21 protein-coding genes are annotated in these 22,299 nt (G+C 65.9%); 14 read left to right on the top strand and 7 right to left on the bottom strand.

Annotation, left to right across the window (positions count from 1 at the left end; translation table 11 throughout):
- Positions 1 to 5: 5 nt before the first annotated feature.
- Both ACVMB0_RS30830 and ACVMB0_RS30825 read left to right on the top strand, forming a co-directional pair.
- A complete protein-coding gene (locus ACVMB0_RS30830) occupies positions 6 to 1,319 on the top strand; it encodes a COG3904 family protein (RefSeq protein ID WP_461348621.1) in 1,314 nt (437 codons plus the stop codon).
- A 124-nt stretch (positions 1,320 to 1,443) separates the two neighbouring features.
- The gene (locus ACVMB0_RS30825) at positions 1,444 to 2,577 is read left to right on the top strand and encodes an MFS transporter (RefSeq protein ID WP_461349741.1); all 1,134 of its coding nucleotides are present in this window, start codon (positions 1,444 to 1,446) and stop codon (positions 2,575 to 2,577) included.
- 9 nt (positions 2,578 to 2,586) lie between these two features.
- Here the strand turns inward: ACVMB0_RS30825 and ACVMB0_RS30820 are convergent, their stop codons facing one another.
- The gene (locus ACVMB0_RS30820) at positions 2,587 to 2,754 is read right to left on the bottom strand and encodes a hypothetical protein (protein WP_212015161.1); all 168 of its coding nucleotides are present in this window, start codon (positions 2,752 to 2,754) and stop codon (positions 2,587 to 2,589) included.
- Positions 2,755 to 2,879: 125 nt separating this feature from the next.
- On the bottom strand, positions 2,880 to 3,191 hold the full coding sequence (gene yidD / locus ACVMB0_RS30815; protein WP_461348620.1) for a membrane protein insertion efficiency factor YidD: 312 nt from the start codon (positions 3,189 to 3,191) through the stop codon (positions 2,880 to 2,882).
- Positions 3,192 to 3,472: 281 nt separating this feature from the next.
- Here yidD and ACVMB0_RS30810 point away from each other — a divergent pair, with 281 nt between their 5' ends.
- Positions 3,473 to 4,390, top strand: coding sequence for a COG3904 family protein (locus tag ACVMB0_RS30810; RefSeq protein ID WP_461348619.1), 918 nt, complete (start codon positions 3,473 to 3,475; stop codon positions 4,388 to 4,390).
- Between the two features lies 1 nt (position 4,391).
- On the opposite strand, the gene ACVMB0_RS30805 is transcribed toward ACVMB0_RS30810, so the two are convergent.
- Positions 4,392 to 4,838 (bottom strand): iron-sulfur cluster assembly scaffold protein, encoded by a 447-nt coding sequence (locus tag ACVMB0_RS30805; protein ID WP_212015155.1) that lies wholly within the window; start codon positions 4,836 to 4,838, stop codon positions 4,392 to 4,394.
- A 241-nt stretch (positions 4,839 to 5,079) separates the two neighbouring features.
- Between ACVMB0_RS30805 and folE the strand changes: the two genes are divergently transcribed.
- From folE to ACVMB0_RS30785, 4 genes are all read left to right on the top strand, one after another.
- Positions 5,080 to 5,760 (top strand): GTP cyclohydrolase I FolE, encoded by a 681-nt coding sequence (gene folE, locus ACVMB0_RS30800; RefSeq protein ID WP_461348618.1) that lies wholly within the window; start codon positions 5,080 to 5,082, stop codon positions 5,758 to 5,760.
- 28 nt (positions 5,761 to 5,788) lie between these two features.
- On the top strand, positions 5,789 to 6,217 hold the full coding sequence (gene hisI / locus ACVMB0_RS30795) for a phosphoribosyl-AMP cyclohydrolase (protein WP_461348617.1): 429 nt from the start codon (positions 5,789 to 5,791) through the stop codon (positions 6,215 to 6,217).
- A gap of 106 nt (positions 6,218 to 6,323) precedes the next feature.
- Positions 6,324 to 7,331, top strand: a complete 1,008-nt coding sequence (locus tag ACVMB0_RS30790; protein WP_461349740.1) for a transglycosylase SLT domain-containing protein — start codon at positions 6,324 to 6,326, stop codon at positions 7,329 to 7,331.
- Positions 7,332 to 7,656: 325 nt separating this feature from the next.
- The gene (locus ACVMB0_RS30785) at positions 7,657 to 8,838 is read left to right on the top strand and encodes a DUF2336 domain-containing protein (RefSeq protein ID WP_461348616.1); all 1,182 of its coding nucleotides are present in this window, start codon (positions 7,657 to 7,659) and stop codon (positions 8,836 to 8,838) included.
- A 69-nt stretch (positions 8,839 to 8,907) separates the two neighbouring features.
- On the opposite strand, the gene ACVMB0_RS30780 is transcribed toward ACVMB0_RS30785, so the two are convergent.
- The 3 genes from ACVMB0_RS30780 to ACVMB0_RS30770 form a co-directional block, all read right to left on the bottom strand.
- Positions 8,908 to 9,486: an Hpt domain-containing protein gene (locus ACVMB0_RS30780; RefSeq protein WP_456754076.1), complete on the bottom strand. Its 579-nt coding sequence runs from the start codon at positions 9,484 to 9,486 to the stop codon at positions 8,908 to 8,910.
- Positions 9,487 to 9,495: 9 nt separating this feature from the next.
- On the bottom strand, positions 9,496 to 10,041 hold the full coding sequence (locus ACVMB0_RS30775) for a response regulator (RefSeq protein WP_279709728.1): 546 nt from the start codon (positions 10,039 to 10,041) through the stop codon (positions 9,496 to 9,498).
- 116 nt (positions 10,042 to 10,157) lie between these two features.
- Positions 10,158 to 10,937 carry an NAD kinase gene (locus tag ACVMB0_RS30770; protein ID WP_461348615.1) on the bottom strand — a complete coding sequence of 260 codons (780 nt, stop codon included), beginning with the start codon at positions 10,935 to 10,937 and terminating at the stop codon, positions 10,158 to 10,160.
- Between the two features lie 162 nt (positions 10,938 to 11,099).
- On the opposite strand from ACVMB0_RS30770, the gene ACVMB0_RS30765 reads away from it, so the two are divergent.
- Positions 11,100 to 12,704, top strand: a complete 1,605-nt coding sequence (locus ACVMB0_RS30765; RefSeq protein WP_461348614.1) for a S10 family peptidase — start codon at positions 11,100 to 11,102, stop codon at positions 12,702 to 12,704.
- A gap of 240 nt (positions 12,705 to 12,944) precedes the next feature.
- Here the strand turns inward: ACVMB0_RS30765 and ACVMB0_RS30760 are convergent, their stop codons facing one another.
- Positions 12,945 to 13,808 (bottom strand): LysR substrate-binding domain-containing protein, encoded by an 864-nt coding sequence (locus ACVMB0_RS30760; protein WP_461348613.1) that lies wholly within the window; start codon positions 13,806 to 13,808, stop codon positions 12,945 to 12,947.
- Positions 13,809 to 14,011: 203 nt separating this feature from the next.
- Here ACVMB0_RS30760 and ACVMB0_RS30755 point away from each other — a divergent pair, with 203 nt between their 5' ends.
- The 6 genes from ACVMB0_RS30755 (at position 14,012) to ACVMB0_RS30730 (ending at position 22,229) form a co-directional block, all read left to right on the top strand.
- Positions 14,012 to 14,473 carry a (2Fe-2S)-binding protein gene (locus ACVMB0_RS30755; RefSeq protein WP_456754080.1) on the top strand — a complete coding sequence of 154 codons (462 nt, stop codon included), beginning with the start codon at positions 14,012 to 14,014 and terminating at the stop codon, positions 14,471 to 14,473.
- A 3-nt stretch (positions 14,474 to 14,476) separates the two neighbouring features.
- Complete coding sequence (locus ACVMB0_RS30750; protein WP_461348612.1) at positions 14,477 to 16,654, top strand: xanthine dehydrogenase family protein molybdopterin-binding subunit; 2,178 nt, start codon at positions 14,477 to 14,479, stop codon at positions 16,652 to 16,654.
- Positions 16,655 to 16,724: 70 nt separating this feature from the next.
- Complete coding sequence (locus ACVMB0_RS30745; RefSeq protein ID WP_461348611.1) at positions 16,725 to 17,117, top strand: hypothetical protein; 393 nt, start codon at positions 16,725 to 16,727, stop codon at positions 17,115 to 17,117.
- Positions 17,118 to 17,218: 101 nt separating this feature from the next.
- Positions 17,219 to 17,620 (top strand): FixH family protein, encoded by a 402-nt coding sequence (locus tag ACVMB0_RS30740; RefSeq protein WP_461348610.1) that lies wholly within the window; start codon positions 17,219 to 17,221, stop codon positions 17,618 to 17,620.
- Positions 17,617 to 19,065 (top strand): efflux RND transporter periplasmic adaptor subunit, encoded by a 1,449-nt coding sequence (locus tag ACVMB0_RS30735; protein WP_461348609.1) that lies wholly within the window; start codon positions 17,617 to 17,619, stop codon positions 19,063 to 19,065. Before ACVMB0_RS30740 ends, ACVMB0_RS30735 begins: the two co-directional genes overlap by 4 nt.
- A complete protein-coding gene (locus ACVMB0_RS30730; RefSeq protein WP_461348608.1) occupies positions 19,062 to 22,229 on the top strand; it encodes an efflux RND transporter permease subunit in 3,168 nt (1,055 codons plus the stop codon). The genes ACVMB0_RS30735 and ACVMB0_RS30730 overlap by 4 nt, the downstream gene beginning before the upstream one ends.
- Positions 22,230 to 22,299 lie beyond the last annotated feature (70 nt).

Genomic DNA, 22,299 nt, shown 5'->3' with positions numbered 1-22,299 from the left:
GGTTCATGTTTTCCCGTCTCCTGTTTTTCGTGGCGTTGCTTCTGATCCCGGGCACCTTGCGGGCGGAAGACACCCCGGTCGAGAAGGCCGGATTTGCGAAGAAGCTGACCGTCTATCTCGCCAAGGGACCGCCGAATGCTTGCGGCGCCGGTTGCGATCGCTGGATCGCGATCGAAGGCGAGATCGATCGGGAAGCCGCGCAGCGGATTCGCAGCTTCCTTTTTCCGATCAAGGACAGGCAGCTTCCGATCTATCTGCATTCGCCGGGCGGAAACGTCGAGCAGTCCTATGGGATCGCGCGGTTTCTGCGCGCACACAAGGCGATCGCCCGGATCGGCCGGACTACCGTGCCGGCCTGTTCCAAGGGCACGCAGGTCGATGCCGCCTGCCTGAAGATCAAGGCTGCGAAGGGCGAGGTCGAGGCCGAACTCACCACGCGCAACGCGATGTGCGTGTCAGCCTGCGCCTATCTGTTCCTGGGTGCGACCAACCGCGAGGTGGCGCCCGATTCGGTGGTCGGGGTCCACAATTCCAAGCTGATGTTCGTGGTCCACGGGCATCCGCCTGCGCAAGTCGTGGCGGACTTCAGGCGCCGCGAGATGGTGAGCGCCGATCGCGATCGCGACCAGTTCCTGGCCGCGATGGGAATCAGTCATGAGCTCAGCGAACTGATCCGGAGCGTGAAGTTCGAGAACCTGCACGTGCTGACGCGGCCGGAGCTCTATCGATTTGGCATCGATACGCGGCCGCTGCCGGAAACGCTCTGGGCGGTGGAGAAGGAAGCGCGGCCCTATGTCCGCAAGATCGCGCAGGAGAAGAAGGGCGACGGCAGCGCATTCCGCATGATGGAGTGGCGGCTGTTCTGCGAGAACGGGGATCGCGGGCGGTTGATGTTCGTGCGCGAGTTCGACGAGGGCACTGCGGGCAAGAGCACGGTGGTGATGATGGCCGGCGCCGCCAAGACCGTGGCATTCGGCAGAGTGCCGGCGCGGTTTGGCAAATATGAGGTGTGGAGCGATCCGGTATCCTCGGACGCCGTCAAGGCGATGCTGGCGGCCCCGCATCTGCAGGTCGGCGAAAGTACGCTGGTGTCGGATGCCAAGTCGGACGGCAAGTCGGACGCTAAGTCCGATACCAAGTCCGACCCGAAGCCGAGCTTCGCGAAATTCGATATCGACACCACCGGGCTGGAGCAAGGATGGACGCAACTGCTGGCGTCGTGTCCGGCGGCGGTCGGCCCGAAGCCTACCGGCCCGTTTCCGCCGGTTGTCGCGTCGCCGAGCGTCAATGCGGCGCCGGTCGCGTCGCCGTCGCCATAGGCGCAAGAGGCGCCAAGTGATCAAGAGGCGCCAAGTGATCACGTGCCATGCATTTAGATGCAGTTGCATTGATCTCGGAGTCTGCTAACACCGCGGCGTGAAACGCTTCGCTCCCACCGCATTGATGCTCGGCAACATCGTCACCGGCTGCTCGGTGCTGGCGCCGGCAGGCATGCTGGCGGAGTTGTCGGACGGGCTCGGCGTCACGATCCACACCGCGGGTCTTCTGATCACCTTCGGCGCCATCGTGCTGTGCGTGGGCTCGCCGGTGACCGCGTGGCTGACCAGCCGGCTCGAACGGCGCGCGTTGCTGACGGCGACACTCTTGGTGCTGACGCTGACCAATGCGGCATCGGCCTTCGCGCCTGATTACAATAGTCTCCTGATCATTCGCCTGGTCATGCTCGCGGTCGGCGTGCTCTACACGCCGCAGGCGGCCGGCACTGCGGCGCTGATCGTGCCGGTGGAGAAGCGCGGCAGCACGATCGCCTACATCTTCCTCGGCTGGTCGCTTGCGGCTGCGATCGGGCTGCCGTTGATCACCTTCATCGCCAGCCGTTACGGCTTTCGCACGACCTATGGCGCGATCGCATTGACCGGGCTCGTGAGCTCGCTGCTGCTGTGGTGGCGGCTGCCCGGCAAGTTGCATGGCGCGCCGGTCGACTTGCGGACCTGGGCCGAGCTCGGCCGCAATCCGACCGTCATCCTGCTGCTGTCGGTGACGACGTTGCAGATGTCCGGCCAGTTCGTGGTGTTCACCTTCATGGGGCCGCTGCTCGCCAAGCTGACCGGCGCCAATGCGGACGCCATCAGCATCGTGTTCGCGCTCTACGGCATCTTCGGCTTCGTCGGCATCGCGATCGCAACCCGCATCGTGGATTCCTGGGGCGCATGGAAGACGTCGGTGCTGTTCACCGCGATGCTGCTCGCCGGCGTCGCCGGCTGGGCGCTGAGCGCCGGCGCCTATGCACTGATGGCGGCCTCGGTTGCGGTGTGGGGGCTCGGGTTCGCGTCGACCAATTCGATGCAGCAGGTGCGCTTGGTCGGTGCCGCTCCGTCGCTCGCCTCGGCATCGGTCTCGCTCAATACCTCGGTGCTGTATATCGGCCAGGCTATCGGATCTGCGATCGGCGGATTGCTGTTCGCGCGCGAATGGCTGTATGGGGCGGGCTACGTGGCCACGGCCTTCGTTGCGGCGGCCCTGGTGGTGGTGGTCATCACACGGCCGCGCGCGGTGCGCACTGCCGCGGCCGAGTGAGCATGTGCCTCACCACTTCACGCTCTGGCTCGGCACGATGAATGCAGTCGTGCTCGGCTTGCTCGAATTGTGGGTGAAGTAGCCGTAGGCACCGACGATCACGACGAGCAGGGCTAGCACCGCCAGCAAATCGATCTGCCGAGGATCATGACCATTGTGGCTGATTTTCCAGCGCATTGTTGTTTCCTCCCCAAAGGGGACCCCGAGGGGGCCACGAGGGCAGAGCAACAATGTGCAAGGTATCGCCACAGTTCCGCCGGACCAGCAATGCGCGCTGCGCTTGGAAGCGCCGCAGCAATCGATCAGGCGTCGTTGACGCCACGCCAGCGGCCGTAGCGCCAGGGCAGATACCAGTACGCGCCCGGTGGCTTGGCCGTCGGTACGTTATCGATCCCCGACGTGCCCCAGGGCTGGCAGCGCAGCAGCCGCGCCAGCGTCATCCATCCGCCGCCCCACAATCCGAAGCGCTCGATCGCCTCGTCGGCATAGACCGAGCAGGTCGGCAGATGCCGGCAGTTGTAGCCGACCAGCGGCGACAGCGTGTGCCGGTAAATCCAGATCAGGGCGCGGCCGAAATTGCGCGGCAAGCGGCGCGCGCTAGTGGCACAGTCCATGCATCGCGGATGGTGGGAAGTTGAATGATCTGTCGACGGCATACGCAAGTATGTACGTAATCTTGCGGGGGTTCCAAGCGAAGGAACTGTTCAATTGCAGATATTTACGCCACAGTTCGTGATTATTGCACAGCGCAAATGGCGCTGCAGCAAGGGGCCTATGGACGGTCCAGGTCAGCAGCGCTACCGTTCCCATAACGCGCCGATGACGGAATCGTGGCGCAGTGCCATGGGGCCATTGCCACCGCTCGCATCACCAGGGCTTGGGGGAAGGAACCAAATTGAGGCTCGTTAAGTCGCTCTCGTTGCGCAGTTGGGCGCTCACCGGCGCCGTAGCTCTTTGCTTCGCAGTGTCAGGCACCGTCACGACGGCGGGAAGTTCCGCACGGGCGAGCTCCACCCTCGAAGAGCGCAAGCTGCCGATGAAGTTCAGCTGGGTCGCGTGCCAGCCGAATTGCCGGGGCTGGGTATCGGCGGTCGGTATCATCACCGCCGACAGCCCCAAGGACTTCGACGAGTTCGCGCGCAGCCGCCAGCTCAACGGCGCCACCATCGTGCTCGACTCCAGCGGCGGCTCGGTCAACGACGCGATCGCGCTCGGCCGCCGCTTCCGCGGTCTCGGTGCGCTGACCACCGTCGGCACCAGCGTCGTCAATCAGGCCGCGCAGGGCGACCGCGCCAGCGTGCTGCCGGATGCCTATTGCGAGTCGATGTGCGTGTTCCTGCTGTTGTCCGGCAAGACCCGCTACGTGCCACCGGCCGCCCATGTCCGCGTGCATCAGATCTGGATGGGCGACCGCGCCGACGACGCCAAGGCCGCAAGCTACACCGCACAGGACCTGATGATCGTCGAGCGCGATATCGGGCGCCTTGCCAAATACACCTTCGACATGGGCGGAGCCGGCGAGCTGCTGTCGCTCGCGCTCAGCGTACCGCCATGGGAAGACCTGCACGAATTGTCGGCGGCCGAATTGCGGCTGACCAATCTCGTCACCACGGATGCGGTTGCCGACGTGCTGCCGCGGCAGGACAATGCAACCCCCGTTGCCGAAGCGAAGCCGAAGAACAACGATCGCTTCGTGAGCAGCGCGATGGAGGGTGAGGCCTTGCCGCAGACCGCAAAGGCGACCAAGACCGCGGAGGCCGTCGCGCGGACCGGCGGCACCGCAGCGCCGGCACCGGTTCAGCCGGCGCAGTAACTTACGCCGGCTGCTTTGCCTTGGCCTCGATCTGGCCGATCGCGTCGACCACGGCATCGAAGGTCAACAGCGTCGAGGCATGACGAGCCTTGTAGTCGCGTACCGGCTCGAGCAGCGCGATGTCGGCCCATTTGCCGCCCTGCGGGGGCTGGCCATTTTCCTTCAGCATCTTGCGAACGGTCTCGCGCAAGTCGCGCAACTCGTCGGCGGTGGAGCCCACCACGTGGCTCGCCATGATCGAGGAGGAGGCCTGGCCGAGCGCGCAGGCCTTCACGTCATGGGCGAAGTCGGTCACCACGGGACCGTCCATCTTGAGGTCGACCTTGACGGTCGAACCGCACAATTTCGAGTGCGCGGTGGCGCTGGCGTCGGGGTCGGCGAGCCGTCCGAGGCGTGGAATATTGCCGGCCAACTCGATGATCCGCTTGTTGTAAATGTCGTTCAGCATGTGGACAGAAGCCTGGTTCCGGGCGAGCCGGGCGCTCTTGGCGGCTGGGTTTCACCGTCCTATATATGGACGGCAGCGCCGGAAACATAGCCCGGCCATGCGGCCACCGCGGCCCACATACGCCACGATGGTACGACAAGAATGGGACTCAGGCGCCCGGCGGGTTCAATGATCCGCCCCGTCTGCCCGGTGACACATCCGGACCTGCGGCAGATGCCAGGGCCGGTCGAACGGAGAAGACATGGACGCCTTGATCAAACCGATTCGCCCCAACAAGCCAGCGGACGTGAAGTCGAGCGAGCTCGACCCATCAGAATTCATGGCGGCCGCCGTCCGTGCCGACCAGCCGCGCCCGTCGCGGGCCGAAGCCGAGGACGCCGTCAAGACGCTGCTCGCCTATATCGGCGAGAACACCGGCCGCGAGGGCCTGCTCGACACGCCCCGCCGCGTCGTCGAGGCCTATGACGAGCTCTATCAGGGCTACCATCAGTGCCCGGCCGAGGTGCTCAACCGCACCTTCGGCGAGACCGCCGGCTACGACGATTTCGTGCTGGTGCGCGACATCGAGTTCACCTCGCAATGCGAACATCACATGATGCCGTTCTATGGCAAGGCGCATATCGCCTATACGCCGGTGGAGCGCGTCGTGGGCTTGTCCAAGCTGGCGCGGCTGACCGACATCTTCGCGCGTCGTCTGCAGACCCAGGAGCATCTCACCGCGCAGATTGCCGCGGCGATCGACGAGGTGCTGAAGCCGCGCGGCGTTGCGGTGCTGATCGAGGCGGAGCATACCTGCATGTCGGTGCGCGGCGTCGCCAAGCATGGCGCGTCGACCTTCACCAGCCGCTTCACCGGCATGTTCCGCGACAATCCGGCGGAGCAGCAGCGTTTCCTGTCCCTGGTGCGAGGACCGAACCGGTAACCTCGCACTGTCCTGAGCGAGGTTCTCCGTGTCCGCATCGACTCACGATCACGACCGCGAAGAGGGGCTGGCGTTCCAGCCCAAATTCGACGCGGCAGGCCTCGTGACCTGCGTCGCGACCGATGCCGCGACCGGCGACGTGCTGATGGTCGCGCACATGAACGACGAAGCCCTGCGCAAGACCATCGCGACCGGCGAAGGCTGGTACTTCAGCCGTTCGCGCAATGCGCTGTGGCGCAAGGGCGAAAGCTCGGGCCAGACCCAGCGCGTGGTCGAGATCCGGATGGATTGCGATCAGGACGCGGTGTGGATCAAGGTCGAGCAGATCGGCGCCGCCTGCCACACCGGACGACGCTCCTGCTTCTATCGCGCGGTGAAGGGCGAGGGCGGCGAGATCAGCCTGTCCTTTGTCGATGCCGAGCGGCTGTTCGATCCCGCGCAGGTCTATCGGACATAGCGGCGGCCGCCGACCTGTCCGTTCTTAACGCCGCGTTAACCATAATTGCGGCAGGTTAACGGGATGTGGGTGCCGATTGCCGGCACCCGGCAAGGCACCCGGACAGATGGCGGTCGACCTCTCCATTGCGACGGCTTCGGCAGGTGTCGATCCGTCGCGCCTGAAGGTCGCGAGCTCGATCAAGCAGGCGGCCGCGACCACCGGCACGAGCTTCGAATACCTGCTCACCACCGCGAAGATGGAATCCAATTTCAATCCGCGGGCCGGCGCCACCACCTCGTCGGCGCATGGGCTTTATCAGTTCATCGACCAGACCTGGCTCGGCACCGTCAAGGAAGCCGGGAGCCAGCTCGGTTACGGCCAATATGCCGATGCCATCACCAGGAATGCCGACGGCAGTTATTCGGTCAGCGATCCCTCCGCACGGAGCGCGGTGATGAAGCTGCGCGATGATCCCGATGCGGCGTCGTCGATGGCGGCGGTGCTGACGCAATCCAACAGCTTCAAGCTCACGGGCACGCTCGGCCGTCGTCCGACCGATGCCGAGCTGTACATGGCGCATTTCATGGGTGTCGGCGGTGCCGGCAAGCTGATCACAAGCGCCGAGGACAGCCCGAGCGCCAATGCGGCGACGATGTTCCCGAAGGCCGCGGCGGCGAACCAGTCGATCTTCTACGACAAGTCGGGCAGCGCGCGCAGCGTCAGCCAGGTCTATTCGGTGCTGACGACGCGCTACGCCGCGGCGGCGAATTCGACCGACACCCGCACCGCCTACGCCGCGGCGGGCGGCGGCGACACCATGAGCCCTTACGCGATCGCAAGCGCGGCGCCGACACAGGCGCCGGCCACCGACACCGCGTCGTTCCTCTCGAGCTTCCCGAGTGCCCGAACGGTCACGCCGACCGGTGCGGGCGCGACTTCCGCATCGACGCAGTCGGCGCCGGCCTTCCGCTCGCTCTACCAGGTCGGCGACCGCTCGGAGCCGATCTCGCCCGCGGTGCAGGAACTGTGGGGCAATTCCGGCTCGCTGACGGCGTCGGCCACGCCAAAGGTCCGCGCGCCCGGGCGGCTCGATCTGTTCAGCGATCCCAGCGGCAGCTACAGCAACAGCTAGCCGATCGGATCAGCCCCGCTATCAACCGATTCCAAAATACCGAGGAACAACCCCATGCAAAGGAGCCGGCGGAGGCCGAGGGCCGCCGAATGACGACTTGACATGGCGGGCAAATCAGCACCAAACTTCCATTATTCCGAAATCGCGCAAGCGTCCCGCGCTTGGCGCCTGGCCCGAGCTGATTGAAGGCAGGGGCGAGCCGTCTTAACGAAACGTCAATAATCCCAAACGTTTATGGTGAACCCTTTGTTAAGCGTCATGGTTTATTTTTCCTTGTAGTGGCGTCGTATGTCGATGCCGTTTCGTTGCGTAAGCCGGCAGGACCATGATCGTTCGGCAGTTCATTAGTTGGATTAGGACCGCTCCGGCAGGCGAGCGGGCAGAGGCGACGCGGGCGTTGGCCCGGGCCTGGCTCATTTCAGATCTCACCGAGGACGACCGCATCGCGGCCGAAGGCGCGCTGCTGATGCTGCTCGACGACCCGTCGCCGCTGGTGCGCCAGGCGATGGCCGAGGTGTTCGCCCACAGCACGGAGGCGCCGGCCGCGATCGTGCAGGCGCTGTCGGCCGATCAGCCGGCGATCGCGCTGCCGGTGCTGGAGCATTCGCCGCTCCTGATCGATGCCGACCTGGTCGACATCGTCGCGACTGGCTCCGACGAGATGCAATGCGCGATCGCGCGCCGGATCAATCTGCCGGCCTCGGTTGCAGCGGCGATCGCCGAGGTCGGTTCGGCCGCGGCCGCGCTCGAGCTGATCGAGAATCCCCATGCGGGCCTGGCGCCGTTCTCCTGGGACCGCATCGTCGAGCGCCACGGCCATCTCGCGGCCATCAGGGAATCGATGCTGGCGCTGGAAGACCTGCCGTCCGCGACGCGGCTGGCGCTGGTCGCAAAGCTCTCCGATACGCTGGCGCAATTCGTCGTGGCGCGAAACTGGCTCGGCGCCGATCGCGCCGACCGCATTGCCGGCGAGGCCAAGGAGCGCTCGACGGTGAACATCGCCGCGCGCGCCTTCGGCGACGACATGCAGAATCTGATCACGCATCTGCGCGCCACCGGTCAACTCACCGCCGGGCTGATCCTCCGCGCGCTGCTCTCCGGCAATCTCGATCTGTTCGGAGCTGCGCTCGCCGAACTGTCCGGGCTGCCCTATGGCCGCGTCTCCGCGCTGCTGAACGACCGCGGCGGCAACGGCTTGCAGGCGCTGCTGCGCCGCGCCGGCCTGCCGGAATCCACTTACGCGGCGTTCCGCGTCGCACTCGAGGCCAGCCACGAGGTCGGCTATGTCGACAGCGGCGACGGCGCGGCGCGGCTGCATCGCCGCATGGTCGAGCGCGTGCTGACCCATTGCGAGACCGATCATTCGGCGGCCGAGCCGCTGTTGATCCTGCTGCGCCGCTTCGCGACGGAATCGGCCCGCGAGGACGCGCGGATGTTCTGCGAGGAGCTCGCCGCCGAAGACGCGATCGCAGTGCTGCCCTACGACGACGATCTCATCGCGGCCTGAGAGGGCCGCGTTTCCAGCAAATGATAGATGTTTGAGAGGCTGCCGCAACGCGGGCAGCCGGCAGCAGCGCTATTCGCCGGGCACGATGCTCGGCGCGAGGATGGCCTCGAGATGCTCGGGCCGGTCGCGGTTGGCGTGGGTCAGGAATTCATCGGCGATGCCGCGGAGCTGCTTGCTCAGCACGCCGGCGACAACAGCAGTGTCGAGCTTGGTGCGGTTGCGCACGATCGCCTGCACGGCGTTGATGTGATGGGCAATCAATTGAGACGGCACCGCGGAAAGATCCGGCGCGTGCTCGATGATGCGGCACAGGCTCTCGGCCGCCGCCGCAGCGGAGGGATAGCCGAACGTCGCGGCATCGCCCTTGATGTCGTGCGCGGCGCGGAACAGTTCCTCGCGGGTCTTGTCGTTGAAGCCCTCGCGCAACACGGTGGCATGGGCGGCGGAGAGGCGGTCGGCCTCGATCGTCATCCATTCCTTGAACTCGCCCGACAGCCCGGCGAGCGCCTTTTCGGCGCGGCCCACGGGATCGTCGAGATCGCTTTCGGGGACGCGCAGCAGCATCTTGCGCAGCGGGTTCGGCTGCGTGATCACGTGGTGCGTGCCGAAGCTCTTGACCTCGATCGTCCCAGGTTTGTCTTTCGCCATGGCGATATCCTAAATAGACGAGCGCGCCTTTTCGAGCAGCGACGGCTGTTGCAGCACCTCGACCTCGCCGCTGCCGCGGCGCTCGGGGCCAATGTAAGTGTTGGTGGTGTTGCGGCGGCGGTCGGGGCCGAAATAGGTCTTGGTCTTGATGAACGGGCGCGGATTGGCGACCACGTTCATGATGCGCTGGTAGAGGCCCTTGGCCGAGATCGGCTTGGCCAGGAATTCGGTGACGCCGGCATCGCGCGCCACGGTGACGCGGCGCTTCTCGGAATGGCCGGTCAGCATGATGATCGGCGCGTAGGGATTGCCCTTGGATTCCGGCTGCCGGATCATCTGCGCGAGCTCGAGCCCGTCGAAGATCGGCATCGACCAGTCGGTGATGACGATGTCGGGCACATAGTGCGTGTACATCTCGAGCGCGGTGGCGCCGTCCTCGGCCTCATAGACTTCGCGTGCGCCGAACGAATGCAAGAGCGTCCGCAGGATGCGGCGCATGTGCGGATTGTCGTCGCAAATCAAGAACCGCAGCTTGTTGAAATCAATGCGATACATGGTCCGGTCCCGAAGGGGCATACCGGGCCAAACGCGGTATTCCCCGACGTTAACCATATCCCGCCCGGGGTTAATGATTGGTTGCCGCAAGGGAGCAGGCGCGGCGCGCGGCGCCGTCAGTAGCCGAACTGCTCGCGCAGGATGCGCTCTTCCAGCGAGTGGCCGGGATCGAACAGCATCCGCATCGCGATCGTCTTGTCGGAGAGGATCTCGACCCGGCGGACGTCGCGCACCTCGTCATGGTCGGCGACCGCGGCGACCGGGCGCTTCTCGCCCTCGATCACCTCGATCACCACGAAGGCGGAATTCGGCAGCAGCGCGCCGCGCCAACGCCGCGGCCGGAACGCGCTGATCGGGGTCATCGCCAGGAGCGCCGCATTGATCGGCAGGATCGGGCCCTGGGCCGAGAGATTGTAGGCGGTCGATCCGGCCGGCGTCGCCACCAGGATGCCGTCGGCCATCAGCTCGGGCATCCGCTCGTGCTCGTCGATCAGGATGCGCAGCTTGGCGACCTGGTAGGTCTGGCGGAACAGCGCCACCTCGTTGATGGCGTGATGCAGATGCACGGCGCCGTGGATGTCGGTGGCGCGCATCAGGAGCGGATTGATCAGTGACTCCCGCGCGGCGGCAAGCCGGGTGCGCAGATCATGCGTCGAATATTCGTTCATCAGGAAGCCGACGGTGCCGCGATGCATGCCGTAGATCGGCTTGTTGCTGCGCATGTTGGCGTGCAGCGTCTGCAGCATCAAGCCGTCGCCGCCGAGCGCAACCACGACATCGGCATCGGCCGGGAGATGGTTGCCGTATATCGCGGTCAGCTCAACCAGCGCGGTCTGCGCTTCCGCGCTCGCACTGGCGACAAAGGCGATCTTGTCATACCGCTTGGGGCTAGCCATCGCTCACGAACTCGTTTGGCCCGGAATACGCCGCGCTCGTCTATACATCCTCGGCGACCTTGTCGAGATGGTCCGGGAACGAACCACATGCCATACCGGTGTCGCCAAGCTACCGCAGTTTAAGGGTGGAATGCGTAAACGCCGGCCCAGGGAGTGAACAGCATGGCTAACAGTTTTGCGACACGGCTCGCCGCGGCGTTGTTGGTGGCCTGCCTCGCAACCGCAGTGAGGGCCGAGGACGAGGCCCCGCAGCCATCGCCGTCGCCGAGTGTGCAGATGCCAAGCGGTCAGAACCCGAGCAGCCAGAACCCAGGCGGCCAGAAGGGGCGGGCCGGGCGCGGCGAGACGGGGGCTGGCGCCAACGCGCCGGCCAACGCATCGACCGCCGAGCAACACCGCCTGCCGCCGGATTCCACCACGAAGCAATCGGTGGCGCTGCCTGGTCGTACGCTGACCTTCAGCGCGACCGCGGGCTCGATCCGCGTGTTCGACGACAAGGGCGAACCGCTCGCCGACATCGCCTACACCTCCTACCAGCTCGACGGCGCCGACAAGGCGAACCGCCCGGTGACGTTCCTGTTCAACGGCGGTCCGGGCTCCGCGTCGGCCTGGCTGCAATTCGGCAATGTCGGACCGTGGCGGCTGTCGTTCGATGGCGATGGCGCGGTGTCCTCGGCCTCGCCCGATCTGCAACCCAATGCCGACACCTGGCTCGATTTCACCGATCTCGTCTTCATCGATCCGGTCGGCACCGGCTACAGCCGCTTCGTCACCACGTCCGAGGAGGCGCGCAAGCGTTTCTTCAGCGTCGATGGCGATGCCAATTCGGTCGCGCTGGTGATCCGCCGCTGGCTGGAGAAATACGACCGGCTGACCTCGCCGAAATATGTCACCGGCGAGAGCTATGGCGGCATTCGCGGGCCCAAGGTGGTGCGCAATCTGCAAATGCAGCAGGGCGTCGGCCCGCGCGGCCTGGTGTTGATCTCGCCGGTGCTGGATTTCCGCGAATACACCGGATCGAGCATCCTGCAATATGTCGCGAGCCTGCCGACCATGACGGCGGTCGCACGCCAGGCCAATGGACCGGTGACGCGCGAGGATCTCGCCGACGTCGAACGCTATGCGCAAGGCGATTTCCTGCTCGATCTCATCAAGGGGCAGGCCGACACCGAGGCCACCACGCGGCTCGCCGACAAGGTCGCAAGCTTGACCGGGATCGATCAGGCGGTGAGCCGCCGGCTCGCCGGCCGGTTCGACATCGGCGAATTCCGCCGCGAGTTCGATCGCAAGAACGGCAAGGTGACCGGTCGCTACGACGCATCGGTCGAGGGATTCGATCCCTATCCGGATTCGAGCTACTTCCATTTCAACGACCCCTCCGGCGATCCCCTGATGGCGCCGCTGACCAGCGCCGCGGTCGACCTCACCACGCGCAAACTGAACTGGCGGCCGGACGGCTCCTATCAGCTGCTCAGCGAAAGCGTGAACAAGGCATGGGAGTTCGGCCATGGCATCAATCCGGCGGAGTCGGTGACGCAGCTGCGCCAGATGCTGGCGCTCGATCCGAAGCTGAAACTCTTGATCGGCCACGGCCTGTTCGATCTCGCAACGCCATACTTCGCCTCGAAGATCATCCTCGATCAATTGCCCGCCTTCGCGGGTCCGAGCCGCACCCGGCTCGTGGTCTATCCCGGAGGCCACATGTTCTACTCCCGCGACGGCTCCCGCCAGGCCTTCCGCAAGGAGGTCGAGGCGCTGATGCGGTGAGAGGGGTCTGGCGAGTTAGCGAGGATGGTTCTCGATTGCATGGCCACCACCGCCGGTGTCATCACCCGCGAAAGGTCGTGCTTGAGCCGAGGGGCCGCGGCGTACTGGATCGCCCGGTCCCGTCTTCGCCAAGGCTTCGACGGGCTTGCGGTCTTGGGCTCGCCGAAGCTTCAGCGGAGGCGGCGAGCCGGGCGATGACAGCTGAAGACGAGGACGCAGCTTCGCGTTCTCGCGACATGATTAGCCATAGGTCTCCACGATGAAGTCGATCAGTGCCCGCAGCTTTGGCGTCATCTTGCGGTGCTTCGGCCACAGGATCTGGCGCGCGCGGGCCTGTGTCGTGTAGTTCGGCAGCAGCACCTGGAGCCGGCCCGCGGCGATGTCGTCGGCCAGCAGCTCGTCGCGCATCAGCACGATGCCGGCGCCGGCGAGCGCCGCGTAGCGGATGCCGAACGCGCTGTTGATGAACAGGCGGCTCGTGACATCGACATGCACTTCGCCTTGCGGCCCGAGGAAGCTCCATCGCTGCCCGTCGGACCACCCGGGGTAACGCAGGCATTCATGGTGGGCGAGGTCAGCCGGATGGATCGGCGTGCCGCGTTCGGCGAGATAGCCGGGCGCGGCGCACACCACGGCCGTGTAGGGCGACAGCGAGCGCGACATCATGCTGGAGTCGGTCAGCGTGCCGACGCGGATCGCGGCATCGAGCCCTTCCTCGAGCAGGTCGACCATCCTGTCGCTGAGGATGAGGTCGACCGACACTTCCGGATATCGCTTCATGAAGCGGACCAGCGCGGGCGCCAGACTGTACGATCCGAAGGCGACCGAGGTCGCCACGCGCAGCTTGCCGCGCGGCGCGCTCAGAGCCTCCTCGACCAGCGCATCGCCGGCCTCGGCCTGCTCCAGCAGCTGCTTGCAATGATCGAGATAGCTGCGGCCGAGCTCGGTGAGGCCCTGTCGTCGCGTGGACCGGTTGATCAATTGCGAACCGAGCCGGTCCTCGAGAAAACGGATATGCTTGCCGATCATGGTCGGCGACATCCGCAATTCCTTGGCAGCCGCGGTGAAGGAGCCGAGATCCGCGACGCGGGTGAACACGGACATGCTGGTCAGTCGATCCATGATTATAAACTAATGGTTATTTCACTGTGGACCAAAGCGCCGCTTATGAGGCGTAAGATCTTTATTTATTACCATGAGTGAGCAATCGGCGCGATAATGCATTCGACTGCTTCGAAATACCGCCGAATTCGCCCCGAAGGGACGCGATCCCGCGCGAGGGCTCGAACCAGGACAGGAGTGTCAGGATGCCTTTCCAGATCACGATCAACGGGACCAGTCATCAGGTCGATGCCGACGGCGACACGCCGCTGCTGTGGGTGCTGCGCGACGTGCTCGGCATGACCGGCACCAAGTTCGGCTGCGGCATGGCGCTGTGCGGTGCCTGCACGGTGCATCTCGATGACGCCGCGGTGCGCTCCTGCATCACGACGATCGACAGCATCGGCGACTCCAAGATCACGACCATCGAGGCGGTCGGCGGCACGCCGGCCGGCAGGAAGATCCAGGACGCATGGCTCGCGCATGAGGTGCCGCAATGCGGCTACTGCCAGTCCGGGCAGATCATGTCGGCGGCTGCCTTGCTGGCCGGCAAGCCGAAGCCGACCGATGCGGATATCGACGACGCGATGTCGGGCAACATCTGCCGCTGCGGCACCTATGTGCGCATTCGCGAAGCGATCAAGCAAGCCGCGCAGTCGGGAGGTTGAGCCATGACGCTGATCGACAATTTGTCAGAGCGCGCCGCCGACCTGTCGCGGCGCAACTTCCTCCGCGCCGGCGCGATCGCCGGCGGCGGCCTGCTGCTCAGCGTGAGCCTGCCGTTCGCGGGCCGCGAGAGCGAAGCCACGGCCGCCGACGGCTTCGCGCCGAACGCCTTCATTCGGATCGGCGGCGACGGCAAGGTCGTGCTGACCATGCCCTATGTCGAGATGGGGCAGGGCACCTACACCTCGATCCCGATGCTAATCGCCGAGGAGCTCGAGATCGGACTGACGCAGGTGCAGCTCGAGCACGCGCCGCCGAGCGACAAGCTCTACGCCAACCCGTTGCTCGGCGTGCAGGCTACCGGCAACTCCAACGCGATGCGCGGCGCCTGGCAGCCGATGCGGAAAGCCGGCGCCACCGCGAAGGCGATGCTGGTCGCAGCCGCGGCGAAGCGCTGGAACGTCGAGCCCGCCTCCTGCCGCGCCGAGAACGGCGAGGTGCATCACGCGGCCTCGGGACGCAAGTTGAGTTATGGCGAGCTCGCGGCCGATGCGGCGCAGATGCCGGTGCCGGAGAACGTGACGCTGAAGCGCCCGGCCGAGTTCAGGCTGATCGGCACGCCGGCCAAGCGGCTCGATACGCCCTCGAAGATCAACGGCACGGCGGTCTACGGCATCGACGCGCGTCCACCCGGCGTGAAGATCGCGACGCTGGCACAGTCGCCGGTGTTCGGCGGACGGGTGAAGCGCGTGGACGACGCGGCGGCAAAAGCCGTCAACGGCGTGCGCCAGATCGTGAAGCTCGATGACGCAGTCGCCGTGGTGGCCGATCACATGGGCGCGGCGAAGAAAGGTCTAGCGGCGCTCACGGTCGAGTGGGACGAGGGACCCCACGCCAGGCTCGCCACGGCGGATATCGCGCGCGAGCTCGAAGCCGCCACCACGAAGCCGGGCGCGGTCGCGCAAAATATCGGCGATGCCGACAAGGCGATGGCAGCTGCCGCGACCAAGGTCGAGGCCACCTATCAGCTGCCGTTCCTCGCCCATGCCACGATGGAGCCGATGAACTGCACCGTGCATGTTCGTGCCGATGGGTGCGAGATCTGGGTCGGCAACCAGGCGCTTTCGCGGGTGCAGGCGGTGGCCGCGAAGATGCTGGACCTGCCGCCGGAGAAGGTGGTGGTGCACAATCATTTGCTGGGCGGCGGCTTTGGCCGCAGGCTCGAGGTCGATGGCGTCATTCGCGCCGTGCAGGTCGCCAAGCAGGTCGATGCGCCGGTCAAGCTGGTGTGGACCCGCGAGGAGGACATTCAGCACGACATGTACCGGCCGTACTGGTGTGACCGGATTTCGGTCGGGCTCGATGCATCCGGCAAGCCGGTGGCGTGGAACAATCGCTTTGCCGGCTCGTCCGTGCTGGCGCGCTGGGCGCCGCCGGCGTTCCGCAACGGTCTCGATCCCGACACGACGGAAGGCGCGATCGATCTCGTCTACGACATCCCGCACTTCCACGTCGAATATGTCCGGGTCGAACCACCCGGCATTCCGACTGCGTTCTGGCGCAGCGTCGGGCCGTCGCACAACGTGTTCGTCACCGAGAGCGTGATCGACGAAATGGCGGCGGCGGCCAAGCAGGATCCGGTCGACTACCGCAAGGCGTTGCTCGGCAAGTCGCCGCGCGCCAGGGCAGCACTCGAACTGGCGGCGGCCAAGGCCGGCTGGGGCGGCGCGCTGCCGGCCGGCCGGGGACGCGGGGTGTCGCTGCAATTCGTGTTCGGCAGCTACCTCGCGCAGGTTGCCGAGGTCGAGGTGGCCAAGGACGGCTCGGTCCGCGTCCACCGCGTCGTCTGCGCGATGGACTGCGGCACCGTGGTCAATCCCGACACGGTGCAGGCGCAGCTGCAGAGCGGCATCAATTTCGGCGTCACCGCGGCGCTCTATGGCGAGATCACGCTGAAGGACGGTCGCGTCGAGCAGAGCAATTTCGACAGCTACCAGATGCTGCGCATCGATCAGGCCCCGGCCATCGAGGTCCATATCGTGCCGAGCACCGAGCCGCCAGGCGGCATGGGCGAGACCGGGACATCGGGCATCGTGCCCGCCATCAGCAACGCGATCTTCGCAGCCACCGGCAAGCGGCTGCGCAAGATGCCGGTCGATCCGGCGGTGTTGAAGCAGGCCTGAGGCGCAGCAGTGGCGCGATCGTGAAGTCGCACGGATTTGCAGGTTCCGCTGATCCGTGCGACAAGCGGGCATGCATCTGAGGCGGCTCGCCAATCTCGGGATTCTGTTGCTGGTTGCGGCCGGGCTTTTGCTCGCGCCCGTGGCGCCAGCGTTTGCCCGGATGATGCCGGATGCCTCGGCCGCCGCGATGCCGGCCGATCATGCCATGTCAGATCATGACATGTCCGGGCCGGCAATGGCCGACGACATGCCGTGCTGTCCGGACCAGACCAAAAGCAAGGGCTGTGAAGGTTGCCCGTTCCTTGCGCTCTGCATGCTGAGCGTTCCGCTGCCTGTGCCAGCCGGCACGGCGTCGCTGGTCAAGCGTGATCCGCAGCTGAGCCGGTTCGCCGCGCGTGACGATCGTTTGCTCGACGATCTCGGCGCCAAGCCTCCCGATCATCCACCTCGAACCCTGGTCTGACAGGCGCGCAAGCGCCTGATCGCTGGCGCGTGCGCCTGACGGCGCGCGTGCCTTTGCATGCCGCTGACGCGGTTCATCAGACCTATCGAGGATCACCACCAATGAAGTCTTTCCAGCTCGCGCGCGCCGCTGCGGCCGCGCTGATCGGCGTTGCCCTGGCGGGCGCACCCGTCCACGCCGAGATCAAGAACTACGAATTCCAGCTCGTGCAGCCGACGGTCAAGGCCGGCGCCGATCGCATCGTGACGGTGCGGCTGGTCGACAAGACCACCGGGAAGGCCGTGCCCGACGCGGTCATCTTCTCGACGCGGCTCGACATGGCGCCGGACGGCATGCAGGAGATGGCCACCAAGGTGACGCCGATGCCGGGCTCTGAGCCTGGTACCTACCGCTTCAAGGCGACATTCGGCATGGCCGGCCGCTGGCAGTTGTCGCTCGGCGCCAAGGTGCAGGGCGAGACCGGCTCGGTCGAGAACAAGCTCGTCGTCACGGCCGAGAAATGAGCCGCCTCATCTGGGCCGGCGCTGCCGCTGCGATCGTTGCAGCGGCAGGCGCCGCATGGGTCGGCCACGGCCTGCCGCCACGGCCGGCGACCGCTGCCATCGTCTCCGCCGCGCATGCGGCGGAGAGCGCCGCGCCGAGCTATTACCGGGATCCCGACGACAAGCCGCTTTATTCGGCGACACCGAAGCAGACGCTTGACGGGCGCGACTATCTGCCGGTTTTCTCGGATGCCGCCAAGGAAGCCGGTGAGCCCATGCAGCCGGCGGAGACGAAGGCCACGGCTGCGAGGAGCGAGCGTAAGGTCAAATATTATCGCAACCCGATGGGCCTCCCCGATACCTCGCCGGTGCCGAAGAAGGATTCCATGGGGATGGATTACATCCCCGTCTACGACGGCGAGGACAGCGACGATGGCTCGATCACGCTGTCGCCGGGCAAGATCCAGCGCACCGGCGTCACGTCGGAAGCCGCGCAGCTGCGCCGCATCCGCACGCTGGTCCGCGCGCCCGGCACGATCCAGCTCGACGAACGCCGCGTCTCCGTGATCGCGATGCGCGCCGAGAGTTATGTGCAGAAGGTTGCCGACGTCACCACCGGCAGCCGGGTGGCAAAGGGCCAGCCAATGATGGAGATCTACAGCCCGGCGATCTCGTCCGCCGCGGCCGAATATGTCGCGACCATCGGGTCGAAGATGACCGCCGGCGTCGAGCCCTATGGGCGCGGCTCCAAGCAGCGGCTGACCAACCTCGACGTCCCCGAACCCGTCATCGCCGAGATGGAGAAGAACCGCACCGTTCCGCTAGCGATCCAGTGGCTGTCGCCGCGCGACGGCGTCGTGTTGCAGCGTGCGGCGGTCGAGGGCATGCGGGCGCAGCCCGGCGACGTGCTGTTCCGGATCGCCGACGTGTCGGTGGTGTGGGCGCTTGTCGATGTCGCCGAGCGCGACCTCGGCAGCATCGTGGTCGGGCAGCAGGTCACAGTCCGCGCGCGGAGCTCTCCGGGCCGCAGCTACACCGGCCGGATCAGCGTGATCTATCCGCTGGTCAACAAGGAGACGCGCACCGCGCGGGTGCGGATCGAGTTGCAGAATGCCGATCTCGCGCTGCTTCCGGACATGTATGTCGACGCCGAGATCGACACCGGCAGTGCGGCGCCGGTGCTCACCGTGGCCGACAACTCCATCCTCGACACCGGGAGCCGGCAGACTGTGCTGCTCGACCGCGGCAACGGCCGCTTCGAGCCGCGCGAGGTGAAGCTCGGGCGGCGCGGCGATGGCCATGTCGAAATCCGCGACGGCCTCGCGGAAGGCGACGCGGTGGTGACATCAGCCACGTTCCTGATCGATGCCGAAAGCAATTTGAAGGCGGCGATCAAGGGCTTTGCCGAAGCCGGCACGAAGCAGGCGGCAAGCGAGGGCGGGATGACGGCTGGAGGCAAGCCATGATCGCCCGCGTTATCGCCTGGTCGGCGCGCAATCTGCTGCTGGTGCTGTTCGGCGCTGGCTTTGCGGCGGCCGCCGGCCTCTATGCGCTGGTGCATCTGCCGCTCGATGCGATCCCCGATCTCTCCGACACCCAGGTCATCGTCTACACCGAATATCCCGGCCAGGCGCCGCAGGTGATCGAGGACCAGGTCACCTATCCCCTGACCACCGCGATGCTGACGGTGCCGAAGTCGAAGGTCGTGCGCGGCTTCTCGTTCTTCGGCGTCTCCTTCGTCTATGTCATCTTCGAGGACGGCACCGATATGTACTGGGCGCGCTCGCGCGTGCTCGAATTCCTCAATGGTGCCGCGGCGCGGCTGCCGGCCGGCGTGTCGCCGACCATCGGCCCCGATGCGACCGGGGTCGGCTGGGTCTACCAATATGCTGTCATGTCGAAGCAGCTCAATCTGGCCGATACGCGCACCATCCAGGACTGGAATTTGAAATTCGCGCTGGCCAGGGCGGAAGGCGTCGCCGAGGTCGCGAGCGTCGGCGGCTTTGTCAAGCAGTACAACGTGATCCTCGATCCGCAGCGGATGCGCGACCGCGGCATCACCATGCAGCGGATGCGCGATGCGATCCGCGCCAGCAATGCCGATGTCGGCGGCCGCACCATCGAGCTCTCCGAGTTCGAATATGTCATTCGCGGCAAGGGCTATCTCAAGGACATCAACGACCTCGGCAATATCGTGCTGAAGGCCGACAACGGCACGCCGGTGCTGCTGCGCGACGTCGCGCGCGTCGAGCTCGGCCCCGACGAGCGGCGCGGCATCGCCGAGCTCAACGGCGAGGGCGAGGTCGCCAGCGGCATCGTGCTGCAACGCTTCGGCGTCAACGCGCTCGACGTGATCGAGAACGTCAAGAAGCGCTTCAAGGAGATCGCAACCAGCCTGCCGACATCGGTCGAGATCGTGCCGGTCTATGACCGCTCCAATTTGATCTATGCGGCGATCGAGACGCTGAAGCGCACACTGCTCGAGGAGAGCGTCGTGGTCGCGCTGGTCTGCATCGTATTCCTGCTGCATGTCCGCAGCGCGCTGGTCGCGATCCTGATGCTGCCGGTCGGCGTGCTGATGGCGTTCGGCGCGATGAAGTTCTTCGGCATCGGCTCCAACATCATGAGCCTCGGCGGCATCGCGATCGCGATCGGCGCCATGATCGACGCGGCGATCGTGATGATCGAGAACGCGCACAAGCATCTGGAGCGGGCCGAGCCCGGCCGGTCGCGGGTCGCGATCCTGATCGAGGCCGCGGCGGAAGTCGGGCCGGCGCTGTTCTTCAGCCTGCTGATCATCACCGTGTCGTTCATGCCGATCTTCACGCTGGAATCGCAGGAGGGGCGGCTGTTCGCGCCGCTCGCCTTCACCAAGACGTTCGCGATGGCGGCGGCGGCACTGCTTTCGGTGACGCTGGTGCCGGCACTGATGGTGATCTTCGTCCGCGGCAGGATCATCCCCGAGCACAGCAATCCGATCAACCGCTTCCTGATCTGGATCTACCGTCCCGTCATCAACGGCGTGCTGCGTGCCAAGACGCTGGTAATCCTGCTCGCGCTCGGCGCCGTCGCCGTCTCGATCTGGCCGGCGCGGCAACTCGGCACCGAGTTCATGCCCGACCTCAAGGAGGGCACGCTGCTCTATATGCCGACCACGCTGCCGGGCATTTCGGTGACCAAGGCGGCGGAGTTGTTGCAGATGCAGGATCGGATCATCCGGAGCTTTCCGGAGGTCGGCTCGGTCTACGGCAAGGCCGGCCGCGCGGCGACTGCGACCGATCCGGCGCCGTCGGAGATGTTCGAGACCGTCGTCAACCTCAAGCCGAAGGAGCAATGGCGCAAGGGCCTCACGCTCGACGGCCTGATCGCCGCGATGGACAAGGCGCTGCAATTCCCCGGCGTCTCCAATGCCTGGACCATGCCGATCAAGGCGCGCATCGACATGCTGTCGACTGGCATCCGCACCCCCGTCGGCGTCAAGGTGATCGGTCCCGATCTCACTGTGATCGACAAGCTCGCCCGCCAGGTCGAGCAGGTCGTGAAGGGCGTGCCCGGCACCTCGTCGGCCTATGCCGAGCGCAGCCTCGGCGGCTACTATCTCGAGATCACGCCGAACCGCGAGGCGCTGGCGCGCTACGGCATCGCGGTGCAGGACGTGCAGGACACCATTGCGACCGCGCTCGGCGGCCAGAGCGTGACCACGACGGTCGAGGGACGCCAGCGCTTCACCGTCAACATGCGCTATCCGCGCGACCTGCGCGACAATCCCACCGCGATCGCCAGCGACATCCTGGTGCCGATGCCGGCCGGCGGCGCGGTGCCGCTCGGCGAGGTCGCCGATATCAAACCGGCGCGCGGGCCGACCCTGATCCGGACCGAGAACGGGCAACTCGCGACCTACATCTATGTCGACATCCGCGATCGCGATCTCGGCGGCTATGTCGCGGATGCGCAGCGCGCGGTGCAGGCCGGCGTGCAGTTTCCGCCCGGCACCTATCTGGTCTGGAGCGGGCAATACGAATATCTCGAACGCGCCACGGCGCGGCTCAGGATCGTGGTGCCGGTGACGCTTCTGATCATCTTCCTGTTGCTCTATCTCAACTTCCGCTCGGTGGCGGAGACCATGATCGTGATGCTGTCGCTGCCGTTCGCGCTGGTCGGCGGGTTCTGGCTGATGTGGGTGCTCGGCTTCAACCTGTCGGTCGCCGTCGCGGTCGGCTTCATCGCGCTCGCCGGCGTCGCCGCCGAGACCGGCGTCGTGATGCTGATCTACCTCAACCACGCGCTGGCCGAGATCACGGCGCGTCGCGCCGCCGAGGGACGGCCAGTCGATCGCGACGATCTCAATCGCGCGATCATCGAAGGCGCGGTCGAGCGGGTGCGGCCGAAGATGATGACGGTGGTCGCCATCATGGCCGGGCTGTTGCCGATCATGTGGAGCACCGGCACCGGTTCCGAGATCATGCAGCGCATCGCGGTGCCTGTCATCGGCGGCATGATCTCGTCGACCCTGCTGACGCTGATCGTGATTCCCGCGATCTTCGCCGTGGTGAAGGGGATCGAGATCCGGGCCAAGGTTCCCGAACCAGAGGCCGCTGTGGCCGCCGTGCGACAGCAAGCACGGTTGTGATCGGAACACGAAGCCTGCTTGCGATTTGGGCTGGATGAACGATACCCTTAGGGGGTATGTATTGATTTGC

Source organism: Bradyrhizobium sp. USDA 4451 (assembly GCF_054822585.1).
The sequence above is the reverse complement of the archived record's forward strand: the minus strand, read 5'-3'. Positions and strand labels throughout refer to the sequence as shown.